The organism is Streptomyces sp. RLA123, from assembly GCF_056270165.1.
In genome coordinates this window covers 34,866-47,978 of the sequence record NZ_JBWDOR010000004.1, presented here as the reverse complement: position 1 = coordinate 47,978, position 13,113 = coordinate 34,866, and the positions used below count along the sequence as shown (strand labels likewise).

At 69.9% G+C, this 13,113-nt stretch carries 11 protein-coding genes and 4 pseudogenes; 8 read left to right on the top strand and 7 right to left on the bottom strand.

Annotated elements, in window-relative coordinates; all coding sequences use genetic code 11:
• Positions 1-457 precede the first annotated feature (457 nt).
• A pseudogene (locus tag RV983_RS37815) lies at positions 458-789 on the top strand (helix-turn-helix domain-containing protein).
• Between the two features lie 1,044 nt (positions 790-1,833).
• On the top strand, positions 1,834-1,956 hold the full coding sequence (locus tag RV983_RS37810; protein WP_475990623.1) for a hypothetical protein: 123 nt from the start codon (positions 1,834-1,836) through the stop codon (positions 1,954-1,956).
• 504 nt (positions 1,957-2,460) lie between these two features.
• Here the strand turns inward: RV983_RS37810 and RV983_RS37805 are convergent.
• From RV983_RS37805 to RV983_RS37790, 4 genes and pseudogenes are all read right to left on the bottom strand, one after another.
• Positions 2,461-2,850, bottom strand: a complete 390-nt coding sequence (locus RV983_RS37805) for a hypothetical protein (protein ID WP_475990622.1) — start codon at positions 2,848-2,850, stop codon at positions 2,461-2,463.
• A gap of 268 nt (positions 2,851-3,118) precedes the next feature.
• Positions 3,119-3,364, bottom strand: a complete 246-nt coding sequence (locus tag RV983_RS37800) for a hypothetical protein (protein ID WP_475990621.1) — start codon at positions 3,362-3,364, stop codon at positions 3,119-3,121.
• Between the two features lie 361 nt (positions 3,365-3,725).
• On the bottom strand, positions 3,726-4,844 hold the full coding sequence (locus RV983_RS37795) for a fatty acid desaturase family protein (protein WP_475983723.1): 1,119 nt from the start codon (positions 4,842-4,844) through the stop codon (positions 3,726-3,728).
• A 7-nt stretch (positions 4,845-4,851) separates the two neighbouring features.
• Positions 4,852-5,908, bottom strand: a pseudogene (locus tag RV983_RS37790) (ferredoxin reductase).
• 86 nt (positions 5,909-5,994) lie between these two features.
• On the opposite strand from RV983_RS37790, the gene RV983_RS37785 reads away from it, so the two are divergent.
• The gene (locus tag RV983_RS37785; RefSeq protein WP_475990620.1) at positions 5,995-7,134 is read left to right on the top strand and encodes a PucR family transcriptional regulator; all 1,140 of its coding nucleotides are present in this window, start codon (positions 5,995-5,997) and stop codon (positions 7,132-7,134) included.
• Positions 7,135-7,201: 67 nt separating this feature from the next.
• Here RV983_RS37785 and RV983_RS37780 read toward each other — a convergent pair whose 3' ends face one another.
• Positions 7,202-7,579 carry a hypothetical protein gene (locus RV983_RS37780; RefSeq protein ID WP_475983721.1) on the bottom strand — a complete coding sequence of 126 codons (378 nt, stop codon included), beginning with the start codon at positions 7,577-7,579 and terminating at the stop codon, positions 7,202-7,204.
• A gap of 306 nt (positions 7,580-7,885) precedes the next feature.
• Here RV983_RS37780 and RV983_RS37775 point away from each other — a divergent pair, with 306 nt between their 5' ends.
• Positions 7,886-8,581: an alpha/beta hydrolase gene (locus RV983_RS37775; protein ID WP_475990174.1), complete on the top strand. Its 696-nt coding sequence runs from the start codon at positions 7,886-7,888 to the stop codon at positions 8,579-8,581.
• 397 nt (positions 8,582-8,978) lie between these two features.
• Here the strand turns inward: RV983_RS37775 and RV983_RS37770 are convergent, their stop codons facing one another.
• Both RV983_RS37770 and RV983_RS37765 read right to left on the bottom strand, forming a co-directional pair.
• Positions 8,979-9,620, bottom strand: coding sequence for a hypothetical protein (locus RV983_RS37770; protein WP_475990175.1), 642 nt, complete (start codon positions 9,618-9,620; stop codon positions 8,979-8,981).
• Between the two features lie 1,130 nt (positions 9,621-10,750).
• Positions 10,751-10,921, bottom strand: coding sequence for a hydrophobic protein (locus tag RV983_RS37765; RefSeq protein ID WP_475990176.1), 171 nt, complete (start codon positions 10,919-10,921; stop codon positions 10,751-10,753).
• A 448-nt stretch (positions 10,922-11,369) separates the two neighbouring features.
• Here RV983_RS37765 and RV983_RS37760 point away from each other — a divergent pair.
• The 4 genes and pseudogenes from RV983_RS37760 to RV983_RS37745 all read left to right on the top strand — a co-directional run.
• Positions 11,370-12,155, top strand: a pseudogene (locus tag RV983_RS37760) (transposase); the annotation flags it as partial.
• Positions 12,152-12,328 (top strand): annotated as a pseudogene (locus RV983_RS37755) (transposase); the annotation flags it as partial. The pseudogenes RV983_RS37760 and RV983_RS37755, both read left to right, overlap by 4 nt.
• 199 nt (positions 12,329-12,527) lie before the next feature.
• Complete coding sequence (locus tag RV983_RS37750) at positions 12,528-12,869, top strand: hypothetical protein (RefSeq protein ID WP_475990628.1); 342 nt, start codon at positions 12,528-12,530, stop codon at positions 12,867-12,869.
• Entirely contained in the window at positions 12,869-12,991 is a 123-nt protein-coding gene (locus RV983_RS37745; protein ID WP_475990177.1) for a hypothetical protein, read from the top strand. The genes RV983_RS37750 and RV983_RS37745 overlap by 1 nt, the downstream gene beginning before the upstream one ends.
• Positions 12,992-13,113: the final 122 nt, after the last annotated feature.

The following is a 13,113-nucleotide window of genomic DNA, read 5'->3' as shown; positions in this document are numbered from 1 at the left end:
CCAGCAGTGAGGTCGGTGTGCGGTACCTCGGTGAAGGTGTCGGCTGCGGGCGCGCGTGCCGGGAGGTTCGGTAGTGGGGTTCTAAGCCGGAGTAGATGCTGGGCGGGCGATGGGGCTGGCTGTCGGACAGTGGTGCTGTGGTAGGCCGCTGAGCGGCATCACCAGTGGTACCAGGAGGAAGCAGTACCGGCGGTAAGGCTGAGTGATGGATCCCAGAGGGAAGAACGGAGGAGCGCGGATCGCCCGGGCGGACGTTAGAGCCACCGCAGGACATCGATAGGTGAGGTGGTTCCGGTCACGCATCCGCGATCCCCGCGCCCCCGGCAGTTTTCCGGTCGGGTGGGCGGTAACAGTAAGGCTTGCGTAGTAGCCAGGGTCGGCAGATGGTGTAGCTGTTCCTTCGGGCCCTGGTGCCGTACGGCACAGGGCCCTCCACGCGTTTTCGTGAGAGGTGCAGATGACAGCTGACGACTCGTTCGGTCGTCTCGATGACGACGACTACCCCGCCTACACGATGGGCCGGGCCGCCGAGATGCTCGGCACTACCCAGAGTTTCCTGCGCGCCATCGGCGAGGCCCGCTTGATCACCCCGCTCCGCTCCGAGGGCGGACATCGTCGCTACTCCTGCTACCAGTTGCGGATCGCTGCCCGCGCCCGCGAGCTCGTCGACCAGGGATGCCCATCGAGGCCGCCTGCCGCATCGTCATCCTCGAAGACCAGCTCGAAGAAGCCCAGCGCATCAACGCCGAACACCGCCACGCCGCATCGCGACGCGCGGCCGACACGTGACCTGCAGATGGATTTGTTCCAGGTCCTCGAGGCCCTGATGCCTTCGATGTGCCCCGCCCCGGCGGCGGCCATCCGGATGCGGTCTGGAGCAGCAGTACCGCCGACGGCGGTGCACGGGCCAGCGGTGGTCAGGGAGATGTTCGCGGGGTCCAGCCGCCGCAGGACACCGCGTTCCCGCGCGGACCCCGGTGCCCGCGGTGTCAGACCGCGATGGCGTCCCGCCAGGTGGTGTAGGGGATCAAGGTGCCGGAATCCGCAGGTCAGGTACGGAGGTCGCCTGCCGGATGCCTAACCCGCGTCACCGGCAGGCTTGTGGGCTGCCGCCTGACGGAGACGCCATGGGGCCTTCGTACCGGAACGCGTAGCGCTTGATCCTCACCACGCTCGACGACCGGACTGCGCTGGTACCGGTCGGTGCAGGCTACCGGTGGCCATGTGGAAGCCGGTACACGGCGATTCAGGACGATGCCGCCGATCGTGGAATCGGCGGAGGAATGCGGCCCGGTACGTCGCCCCGGACTGCGGGTCAGCGGCCCAGGGCGGCTTCGCCATGTCGTGGCGGTGATGGGATGCCGTCCTGACCGCCCGCTGGCCGCACTGACCGCCCCGCACGAATTTCAGGTGCACGGTGTGTGGGCCCCGCCTGGAGTGACGGCCTGGCGGGGCCTGGCTGCACCCGGCAGCGACGATGACACCGGTGTGCGCCTGCCCACTGAAGCCGAGGCTTGATGCGCAGGAGACAGTGGTGGGCTCGGGCAGTGGCAATGCTGGCGGCATGCTGGGGTTGCTGGTGCTGGGACCGGCTCCGCGAGCAGTGCCAGGGGCTGCACCATCGTGGGGTGTTCGCAGTCCTGGAACTACACCTCCACCCTATGCGACCGCGTTCAAGAGCTGGACGTGCGACTGGGGGACGACCGGCTCGTGGAGCACCGGCTTGTCGGGGGTGATCCGTACAGGCTGTCCGGCTATGCGACGCACACACCGGACGGACAGGACTGGGATGTGGTGCGCATCGATGCGGGCTGGTGCTACTAGCTGCATCTGATGGCGCCGGGCAAGACGTGGGACGTGGTGTACGACCGGCGCGGTACCTCGGCGGCGTACGTCAAGGTCGAGAACTGGGGGTATGCCAAGATCACGTACCAGTCGTCCACGTCCTGTCCGTAGATCCAGCAGCGCGCCGTCTCAAGGGCGCGGCTGCCACACGACCTGGCGCGGGTCCCTCGTGCCGGCGACGATCCGCCGACTGCACCATGGCCAACGGGACTCGTCCCTGTGGCGACGGTCCCCATGTGATGCTGAGGCAGCCAGGCCACCGGTTCGCCGCTGCATGAGCGGCCGGAACCTGCGTCCCGGCACCGTACGGTGCCGGGGCGTTCCCGGGGGTGCGGCAGGCGAGGGCAGGGCCATCAGTGCTACCAGGTGTTGCGGTAGATGTTGCGCGAAGTGGTGCGCTGAGTGCGCGGGCCTCCGCAGCGCTGTGGAGTCCGCCCAGGTCACCACAGGTGTACGGCTGGTCGGTCCGCTGACATCCCCGTTGCGCCCTCTTCGCCGGTGCCCTGGCTGGAGTTGAGGATGGGGGAGGGCGGGGTGGGTGGCGCGGACGCAGCCGGGGGGGTCGGGCGCGCTCACCGGTGTTGCGCGTCGGCGGGCCGCCGCGCCCGGCCGCCGTCAGCGCGGCGGCGACGTCCAGTGGGGGACGTCGGCAGGGGAAAGGTCGGGGCGGGCACGGTGCAGGCGTGCGGGGTGGCGCCACCGGCCGGAGGCGTCACGCGCGACATCGACGCCGACTTCCGCCACCAACTCGGGTTCCACCGGCGCGACGTTCAGCGTCTCCCGGCTGCCCCATCCGGCGCTGAACGACCAGCCCCTCCATGGAGGACCGCACCGGGCCGGGGCGAGCAGCCCGGCGACCGGTGCTGCACATTGTCTGGGTGAGGGTGGTGGTGCGGCCGGTGACTTGAGGCGGCCGTCGTTGTCGTATCTGCCGAGCAGCAGACTGCCGGGGGCGGCCGGAGAGCCGGTGACCGCGCCGACGTTCGCCTCGGTGGTCTCGCGCACCTTGTACTTCCGCCCCCGCGCACCGAAGGCTCGTACGCACTGTCCAGCCGCTTGAACAGCACGCCCTCCATCCCGGGCGCCGTCCACGTCAGCCACTCGCGCACGGTGTTTTGGGTCGGTGGTCGACGGGCACAGCACCCACGGCGCCGACAGCCGGCGCGCGGCGGACATGGACTCGAGCGCGGTCCTGCGCCGTCGATACGGCCACCCGATGGTCTCCGTCCCCGACAGCCGCAAAAGATCGAACGCGACGAAGTGGTAGAGCCGCTCATCCGGCCGCCCAGGCAGCCCCGGCGCCGCGCCGCTGAAGCCGGTTCTGCAGCTGCTCGAAGGCGAGGCGGCCCGCGGCGTCCCGGGCGAGCCAGCTCGCCGTCGATCCCGGTGTCCGTAAACGCTGCGCCAGGGCCGCCGCCCGGATCTCGGGGAACGCGGTCGTCATGTCCGTGCCGCGCCGTGAGCGCAGCAGCACCCGCCCGCCCGCGTACACGGCGAGCTGAGCCGGTTTCGGTCCCATTTCGGCTCACCCGCCCACCCCGGCAGCGGCGCGGGGTCGGACACCGGGGCGGCGAGCATCGGTTCCGGCAGTGTCCACGTCACAGCCCATGCCTTCCACCCGGCCCGCCCGTCGGCAAACCGAGTGCGCGTACGCCACCCGACTACCGGCCCGACCACGGCGGGTCAGCGTACTGCAACTCCTCGCCGGGGGCTGGGTGCTGAGCTCCTGGCGCACGTCCAGGCAGCGCAGCCGGACACCGGGCTGCCCGGATCCCGTGTTGTACGGTCTGATGTCGCGGTCGCCCACCGTCCGCAGCGGATCTCACCGAACCCGGCGGTGCCGCCGGTAGGGCCGGAAGATCTGAACCGATACCGGGAATTCAGGCCGCGACGAGCTCCTGCTCGCGGTCCGGCGTCGTGACCTTGGGCTTCTTGTTCGGCAGCGAGAGCCGGAAGACCTTGTGCCACGCGGAGAACACCTGCTTGGGCAGCGGCCCGGTGACGTACTCCAGCTCGTACTTCTCGAACAGTGCGCGCACCTTCACCGCGACCTCGGCGTAGCGGTTGCTCGGCAGGTCCGGGAACAGGTGGTGCTCGATCTGGTGCGACAGGTTGCCGGTCATGAAGTGCATGGCCCTGCTGCCGCTGATGTTCGCCGAGCCCATCATCTGGCGCAGGTACCACTGGCCGCGCGTCTCGCCCTTGATCGACCGGCGCTCGAAGACCTGCACGCCCTCGGGGAAGTGCCCGCACATGATCACCGAGTGGGACCAGATGTTGCGGACCACGTTCGCGGTGAACGTGGCGGCGAGTGTGGTGAGGAACGACGGGCCCGACAGCAGAGGGTGGATCACGTAGTCCTTGAGCACCTGCTTGCGGATCTTGCGGCCCACGGCCTTGGCCCGCGCGCGGAACTCCGGGTTCCTGCGGCGGCGCTTGTGCAGATTCTTGCCGAGCTCCAGGTCGTACGCTGCGATGCCGTACTCGAAGAAGCAGGCGTTGATGAAGTTCCACAGCGGCTGGCCGAGGTGGAACGGGTGCCACTTCTGGTCCTCGTCGACGCGCATGATGCCGTAGCCGAGGTCGTTGTCCTTGCCGATCACGTTGGTGTACGTGTGGTGCAGCTCGTTGTGCGAGTGCTTCCACTGCTCGGACGGCGAGACGTGATCCCACTCCCAGGTGGTGGAGTGAATCTTCGGGTCTCGCATCCAGTCCCACTGGCCGTGCAGGACGTTGTGGCCGATCTCCATGTTGTCCATGATCTTCGCCACGGACAGACCGGCGGTGCCGAGCAGCCACGCGGGCGGGAAGATCGAGAACAGCAGCACGCCTCTGCTGACCAGCTCGAGCTTGCGCTGCGCCGAGATGACCTTGCGGATGTAGGCGGCGTCTTTCTCGCCGCGGCCGGCGATCACCTCGTCGCGGATCGCGTCCAGCTCGCGGCCGAGCTCCTCGATCTGCTCCGCGGTCAGGTGGGCGGTGGGGTCGATGGTGGTCAAGGTGCTCCTACCGTTCGATGTCGCAGGGGCCCGCCGCGGCGGACACGCAGGTCTGGATGAGGACGCCCGGCTCGGCCTCGGTGATCTCGCCGGTGCGCAGGTCGCGGACGGCGCCCGCCTTGAGCGGCGTGATGCAGCCGAAGCAGATGCCCATGCGGCACCCGGAGGGCATGAGCACGCCGGCCTCCTCACCGACGTCCAGCAACGGCGTGGCGCCGTCCGCGTCGACGGTCTTGCCGGTGGCGCTGAACGTGACCTCGCCGCCGTCATGCGGCGACGACGATGCTGGGGCGGAAGCGTTCGGTGTGCAGGCGCTCTTGCACGCCGTGCTGGCTCCAGTGCTGTTCGGCGGCGTCGAGCAGGCCCGCGGGCCCGCAAGCCCAGGTCTCGCGCTCGGCCCAGTCGGGCACGAGTTCGTCGAGACGGGCGATGTCGAGCATGCCGTCGGTGTCGGTGTGGACCTCGGTGAGCCGCAGCTTCTTGTCCGCGACCAGGTCGTGCAGTTCGTTGCGGAAGATCACGTCTTGCGGCTGTGGCGCGCAGTGGACCATGACGACGTCGTCGAACTCGATGTCGCGCAGCATGCCCATCACGGGCGTGATGCCGCTGCCGGCCGTCAGGTAGAGCACCTTGGCGGGCTTGGCCTGCGGCAGCACGAAGTCACCGGTCGGCTGGTCGAGCTGGATCAGCGTGCCCGGTTTCGCCCTGCGGACCAGGTGGTTGCTGACCTTGCCGTCCGGGATCGCCTTCACGGTGATCGTGACGCGGCCGTCCTGGCGGTGTGTCGGCGAGGTGATGGAGTAGGCACGCCACAGGCGCACCCCGTCGACGTCGACCCCGATCCGCACGTACTGACCGGCTGTGTGGCCGCGCCAGCCCCGTCCCGGCCTGATCACGATAGTCGCGGCGTCACCCGTCTCGGGGTGCACGGCCTCGATGCGCCCACGCAGGTCAGCGCCCGCACGCAGCGGGCTGACCAGGTCGAGGTAGTCCGACGGCAGCAGCGGCGTCGTGACCGTCTCCAGCAGTTTCCACGCCCTGCTGCGGAGGGCTGCACTCGTCATGACTCCAGCTTGCTGCGCCTCAAGGCGTAAAGTCCTGACCGCAGGACGTGAATCTGGTCGGCTGAATTGTTCGCAGGGAACAAAACGTGAGCCATGCAATCCGGAGGGCCAGCGAACTGGCCCTCAATGAGACGACGGTCACCGCGCTTCGGGCCGCGCTGAAGACCACCGCCGACGAGGTCGTCCAGGCGATCATCGACGAGGTCCCTTCCTACGCCAACGCCCTTTCGGGCCACATGGGCGCCACCATCCGCCGAGCCGTCCGTACCGCCCTGGGGCACTACCTGGACCTCGCGAGCGGGAACGCCACAGGCGGCGACGCCGGTGACGCAGCCTACGAGCTGGGCCGCGGCGAGGTGCGCGACGGCCGTTCGATGGACGCCCTGCTCAGCGCCTACCGCGTCGGCGCCCGCGTGGCCTGGCGATGCCTGGCAGCCGGTGCCGTACCCGCGGGTCTGCCCGCCGCCGAGGTCGCCAAGTTCGCCGAGCTGACCTTCGCCTACATCGACGAGCTCTCCGCCGCGAGCGCCGCGGGCCACGCCGACGAACTGGCTGCCCGGGGAAGGGCCCACGAGCGCCAGCTGGAACACCTGGCCCGCGACCTCCTCGCCGGCGCGAGCCCGGACGTGCTGCTGGCCTCTGTTCAACGGGCCGGGTGGCAGCCTCCGGTTTCGCTGACCGCGGTCCTGCTGCCCGCCGCCCAGGCCCGGCCGGCCTACCGCGCGCTCGACCCGAGCACCCTGGTCCTCGACGATCTGCCGGATGCCACCGGTGTGTTGCTCGTCCCCGATGCCGACCGGTCACATCTCTTGCGGCAGCTGACCGACCGCACCGCCGTGGTCGGCCCGGTCCGGCCATGGACCCGTGCGTCCGCCTCGTATGCACGAGCCGTCCGCGCGCGCTCCCTCTCCTTTGATATTCGCGACACCGAGGACCACCTGCCCGAGCTGGTGCTGAGCGCTGACGTGGACGCGTTCGCAGACCTGCGTACCCGAGCCCTCGCACCGTTGCGGACCTTGCCTGTCGCGACTGCACGGCGGCTGGAGGAGACGTTGCGGGCCTGGCTGCTGCACCAGGGCAGGCGGGACGAGGTGGCGGCGGCGTTGTTCGTCCATCCCCAGACAGTCCGGTACCGGATGTCGCAGCTGCGGGAGCTGTTTCCGGATCTCGCATCGCCACACCGGGTCCTTGAACTGACGCTGGCGGTCGGTCTTCGGGTCAGCTGACCGTCCACGGCCGCGTCCGCGAGCGGTCCGGGAATCGTGCCCCTCGTTCTCGGTGCCGTCAGCCGGCTCATGCGGCCCGGGGGAAGAGCGGTATGAGCCAGCCGGGACCGGGGGTGATGTGAAGACCGGACAAGGCCTCGGGAAGCCCGTCGGGGGCGCTGCCTCTGACAAGCGCGGTGGCGGATACGGGGCCGCTGCCGGTGCAGCCCAACTCCCCGACCTCGTGCAGGAGGTGCGTGACAGGGACGGCCGGAGCGTCGGACCGGCTCCGGCGCAGGCGGCCGCGGTAGGGGTCGACCGGGGTGGGCCGGTAGCCCGACGCTGCCGCCGCGATGAGCGTCGTGGCGGCAGCCACCCCGACCGGCTGCCTTCGGGCGGCCAGGGCGCGGGCCACGTTCCCCAGGCCGATAATGCTGACGCTGCTCGTGGAGTTCCTCGTGCTCACCGTGCAGCTCGGCGTGCGAGGCGGCAACCTCCAAGGCGCACCCATCGAGGCTGTCGATGCCCGGGAGTCGCCGCCGGGGCAGGCCTGGCCGGGATCTGGCTGGCGGCACGCGCCCGGCGGAAACTCTTGCCGAGGGATCACCCGCGCCATTCGCGAGCCATGGAGAACTTTCTCTCACGGCCGGGCGGTTGTGGCCGAGCCGTATAGATCACGGGTGATATCTATCATGTGGACGGTGCGATACGCGGGCTTACATGATGAGTCCGCACGCCGTGCACGACACACACCCTGCTCTATGAGGTTCGAATGACCCTGCCGTCGCTGTTGCTGGTGCCCGGAGCGTGGCACAAACCCGAGCATCTGCAAGTCCTCATCGATGACCTGCCCGACATCGATGTCCACACCGTGGCTCTCACCTCGTGCGGCGACGATCCCAAAACACTGGGCGACATGTACTGCGACGCGGCCGCCGTCAAGGCCGCGGTCGAGGCGATCGACGGGCCCGTGGTCGTCGTCGCGCACTCTTACGGCGGCATCCCCGCCACCCAGGCGCTCGTCGGGACGCCCAACGTCAAGAGAATCGTTTACCTCGCGGCGTTCCAGCTCGACGCCGGAGAGTCCCTGCTGTCGAGTGTGGGCGGCAACCCCGCTCCCTGGTGGGAATTCCACCGGCAGGAGGGCGTCGGTGACTTCCTGACCGTCGCGGGCCCGGTCGACGTCTTCTACGGCGACGTGGACGGGAGCGTCGCCGAGAAGGCGGCAGCAGCTTTGGGTTACCAGTCCTACGCCGCCACGATCCAGGCGCTGACCGCGGCCGCCTGGCAGACGATTCCAAGCACCTACATCATCTGCGAAGCAGACAAGGCCATCCCGCCCTTCGCCCAGGAACTCTTCGCGAAGCGCGCCGACAGGACGCTGCGGCTGAACAGTTCGCACTCGCCCTTCCTCTCCCAGCCCTCCGCACTGGCTCAGCTCATCAGGGGCGAACTCAGTCTGCCGTGAGCCGCGCGTACCGCCCGCCGGCCGCGTCCACCGCGGCCGGCGGGCCCCCGACGGCTTCCCCACCGCTTCGCGGGGTGCCGCCCGTTGGGGGAGCAGGAGACGCAATCTCATGACCTGGTCCATCACGGACACGCCCGAAGTATTTCGATCCGAGGCGGGGGCATTCGTCGCGCCCCGTCCCGACCCGCACACCATGCTGCTGTCCGGGGGGAGGAGGCGGCGGTTGCCGCTGAAGCCGCGTGCAGGGCCGGCGGCCGGCTCGTCGGCTTCGGCACTTGGCCGGCAAGCCCCGGGTGTACGTGGGCAGGCCTGCGTCCACCGCAGGCTTGCCCACGTCGCGCGCAGCCGGTCGACCTTGTGGTGGGCCGGCTGCACGACTGTGGGGACTGCCGTCCTATCAGAAGGGCTGGAGGCGGGTTTTGACGCCGTCGGCTTCGAAGTCGTAGACGTTGCGGTTGATGCGGAGGCCGTCGACGGCGCCGGTCCACATGTTGTCGCGGCCCTTGCCGACGGCGACGGTGAGGATGGTCGGCGGTGCGATGCCGCCGGTGAAGGAGGCCTTCAGCTGGGTGAAGTTGCAGGGGGTGGCCTGGGTGCAGGAGGTCTCGTTGCCGGTGAGGAACCAGGTGCCCGTCGTGGTGGCGTCCAGGTACGGGCTCCAGCGGTCCACCACCGCGACGGCGGGCGGGGTCCACACCATGGTGGAGTAGTTGTCGCCGGTGGTCATGTTCGGGTCGATCTCGAACCGGATGTTCGGCATGTTGGCCGGACCGCCGTAGCCGACGTTCTCGCCGGTCTGGAAGACGTGGAAGCCGACCTTGGTCAGGCTGAGCACCGGGTTGCCGTAGAAGTCGCGCTCGTTGCCGAAGTCGACCTTCTCGCTGGGCGGGGTCAGCGTGGTGGAGTTGTTCGCGACCTCGATGCCCAGGCTGCCGGTGCCGTAGGGCGGCCGGGCGGCGGATGCCGGTACGCCGAAGGAGCCGACCGGACCGTTCCGCAGTACGGCGACGGGGGAGCCGATCGTGTTACGGGTGATCACGCCCCAGTTGTCCGCGAAGAGATCTCTTTCGTCTGCGAGAGCAGAGGCCGATCCCAAGACCGTCGACGCCGCTGTCGCGGCCAGGGCTGTGACCGCGCGCGCCTTGCCTCGGCGCACACCAAATCGAGCGTTCACTGATGTTCCTTTCACGGGGAGGCCGACCTTCGGCCTTTGGCACATGCCAGGCGCATAGCACTCCGGCACATACGCACGGTCACCGTAGGTGCCACTCAGTCACCACGCCTGTCGGGGCACTCATCAGAGGGACCCCTGCCACCAGCACTGATGGCACCGGGGTGTGCCGCGCTCGCCGTGGGCGGAGAAGCCGGGCGTCGCGGCGGCGGTGAGGAAACCCCGGCCCCTGGCCGCACGCCCCGGGTCGTCAGGCAGTGCGGCTTCTGCCACGGGACGGTGTCGGCGCAGCGTCGCGTTTGCGGGGCGATCAAAACAGCACCCGAACAGCACGGGGCCCCGGCCGCTGTCGGCCGCGGCCCCGTGCTGGAGGGGCGCGTGTCTCGTGCAGTTCAACGGCCGGCCGCAGCCGGTGTCCCGCCCAGCGGGTGCTCAGCCCGCTCACGAGGAACCCGGCCCGGCCCGGCCCGGTGTGGTGCGGTCTGCCGGCGCATGGCGAGTCAGGCGGTCGTGCCGCTGGGCTTTGGTGGGCGTGGGCGTGTGCGGGTGGAGGGGGCGGGTAGCCGGTCAAGACGTGGCGCTGCCGCGAGTCCGTCGTGGTGGTGATTCCCTGGCGTCACGTGAACGCGGCCCCGTCCGCTGTGGAGGTGGACGGAGCCGCGCTCTTCCCATGTTCCCTCCGGGATGGCCGGTACACACGTTCGGTGTGATCCAGGCCGGGCAGGTTCCACTACCGCGTGCTGGATCGACCGCGCTGGATCGACCGTGCTGGAGGGAGCGGGGATCGGGGCGGTAGGGACGTGCGGGGGTGCCGAGCCTGGCGCCCTGCCGTCGCGTGTGGCGGCTCGCCGGGGAGGCCGCGCTGGTTCCAGGGGCGCGATGCCGGCGAGCCGCTTGTGTTCTCGTCTACCCCGCATGGGGCGAGGGACGTGCGAAGGGTGGGGTTCGCGGCCCTGTCGGCAGCGCGAACCCCACCCTTGACTGGGGGGTGTGTCAGTTCACCACCGGTACCAGCGGCGGCGTCCGCCGCCGCCTTCGGCGCCGCGGAAGACGAAACCGAGTACCCACAACACCAGCACGATGATGGCGATCCACCACAGTGCCTTCAGGGCGAACCCGGCACCGAACAGGACCAGGGCGAGCAGCAGGACAAGCAGCAAAGGAACCATGTCGTCAACCTCCTGACTACGCGTCTGCCCCGCCCTGCGGTCACTACGCGTGATCTGTTGGGCCGCAGGGCGACGGGAACCCGAAAAGCACACTGCATGCCGCCGGGCATCGGGTCCGGCTCATTGAACGGGCACCACCGAGCCGGCCGCCACCGCAGCCGCTCTCCCCAGTCCCTGCATCCGGCAACAGCTGCCGTGCAGCAACAGTTGCGCTGCGGCGACAATCACCACCTGGCGAAAGGCGCTGCCGACATGGGTCGCAGTGCTCCGGGGCCGGGGAGCCCATGACAAGCCCGGCCCGGCCGGCGTGCCCGGTGCTGTTGCCGGCGCCCGTCGGTATCCGCCGCCGATCCCCGGCCAACCTCCCTACCTGCTGCGGGCGTTGACCACGAACCAGCTTTGCCGGACCTTGCCGGCCGTGCGTCAACTGCGCCTCGGCGCCGGGCGGATGGCGCTCTCCCTGAGTCTGCCGCCCGCTCAACGGCCTCGGCCCCCGTCGCTTTGCCGCGGCGGGGGCCGATCCAATGGCGCGAGTGCCTGGCGGGTTCCGGACCGTGGCCCTCGGGCTCGCACCCCCATCCTGCCCGGCCTCGATGACAGGCGCGCGCAGAGGACGCTCAATGGGGGACGGGAGCGTCCGGCACGGCCCAGCGTGGAGGGCCAGGGGCCGCGCCGTACCTCTTTGGGGCGACCCTGCCCCGAAGGCGCCGAAGCTGCCGACACGCAGGCAGGGCCGCTCTTCCAGCATGCGCCCGCTGCCGGCCCGGGTCATCCGCGGCCAGGTGGAATGCCGAGTGATCGTGTGCCGCCGACGGAGCCGGGGGGCGCAGCATCCGCATGGACGGCGAGATCCTCGGTGTCGCCTACTGTGCCGGCTCCGGGGCGGGAGCATCCCGTGCAGTATCCCGTTCACCATGGCGTGCACCCGGTCCGCTCCCGCGACAACGCCTGCGGTATCACCTGCGCCAGCGTCTGCGGCGCTGTCCTTAAAGGAGTGGCTGACGACGGTGGCCGGCGAGCGGTTGTGCCGCAAGCTGCCCTGGCGGCCGCGCGGACCCGCCTGTTCGAACTTCTGGAAGAGCCGTCGGGACCGGAACGGGCTCCGCGTGTCCTCGGCGTGGACGAGTTCGCCTTCCGCCGCGGCCGCCGGTACGGCACCATCCTGGTCGACGTCGAGACCGGCAGGGTCGTGGACGTCCTGCCCGGCCGCATCTCCGAGACCTTCGCGGCCTGGCTGACCTCTCACCCGGGGGCGGAGATGGCTGCCGCGACCGCGCCAGCGCCTACACCAAGGCCGTCAAGGAAGCCGCACCCGAAGCCCTGGAGGTCGCAGATCGCCGGCACCTGCTACAGAACCTGTCCGCGGCGGTTGAGGAGACCTGCCACCAGCACCGCTCCTGCCTGCGCAAACGCCTCGACGACGAAGCACCGACCGCGGTCGAGGGCCCGCCGGAGCCCGTCTTGGTCGACCTGCCGCCACCCGCGCTGCCGAAGACAGCGATGGTCGAGCGCACCCGCCACCGGCACATCGACGTGCACCGGTTGCTGGACCAGGGGCTGGACGATCAGCGCGATCGCCCGCCACCTGGGCCTGGACCGCAAGACCGTGCGCAAGTTCAAGACCACCGACCTGGACCTCCTGCTCGCCTCCGCCCGAGACCGCCGCCCCGACGGTGTACTCGAGCCGTTCAAGCCCTACGTCAACTCCCGCTTTGCCGCCGGGTGCACGAGCCGAACCCGGCTGTTCCGCGAGATCACCGAACGCGGCAACCAAGGCAGTGTCCAGGTCGTCCGCAAGCACCTCGCCGCACTGCGGACCGGCACCGCCGAACCGGCCCCCGCCGCCGCCCCGCCCCGCCCGCGCAAGATCACCTCATGGATCATGCGCGATCGCGACCGGCTCAGCGCTGACGAGGTCGAGCAACTCGACCGGACAAGCTGCATCTGATGGCGCCGGGCAAGACGTGGGGCATGGTGTACGACCGTCGCGGAACCTCGGCGGCGTACGTCAAGGTCGAGAACTGGGGGTACGCCAAGATCACGTACCAGTCGTCCACGTCCTGTCCGTAGATCCAGCAGCGCGCCGTCTCAAGGGCGCGGCTGCCACACGACCTGGCGCGGGTCCCTCGCGCCGGAGACGAGTCGCCGACCTGCCCCATGACCAACGGGACTCGCCCCTGTGCCGACGGTCC

Coding starts and splice junctions, on each gene's coding strand:
- RV983_RS37810 (WP_475990623.1), top strand. CDS start 1,834: ATGGCGCCGGGCAAGACGTGGGACGTGGTGTACGACCGGCGCGGTACC.
- RV983_RS37800 (WP_475990621.1), bottom strand. CDS start 3,364: ATGGGACCGAAACCGGCTCAGCTCGCCGTGTACGCGGGCGGGCGGGTG.
- RV983_RS37775 (WP_475990174.1), top strand. CDS start 7,886: ATGACCCTGCCGTCGCTGTTGCTGGTGCCCGGAGCGTGGCACAAACCC.
- RV983_RS37765 (WP_475990176.1), bottom strand. CDS start 10,921: ATGGTTCCTTTGCTGCTTGTCCTGCTGCTCGCCCTGGTCCTGTTCGGT.
- RV983_RS37745 (WP_475990177.1), top strand. CDS start 12,869: ATGGCGCCGGGCAAGACGTGGGGCATGGTGTACGACCGTCGCGGAACC.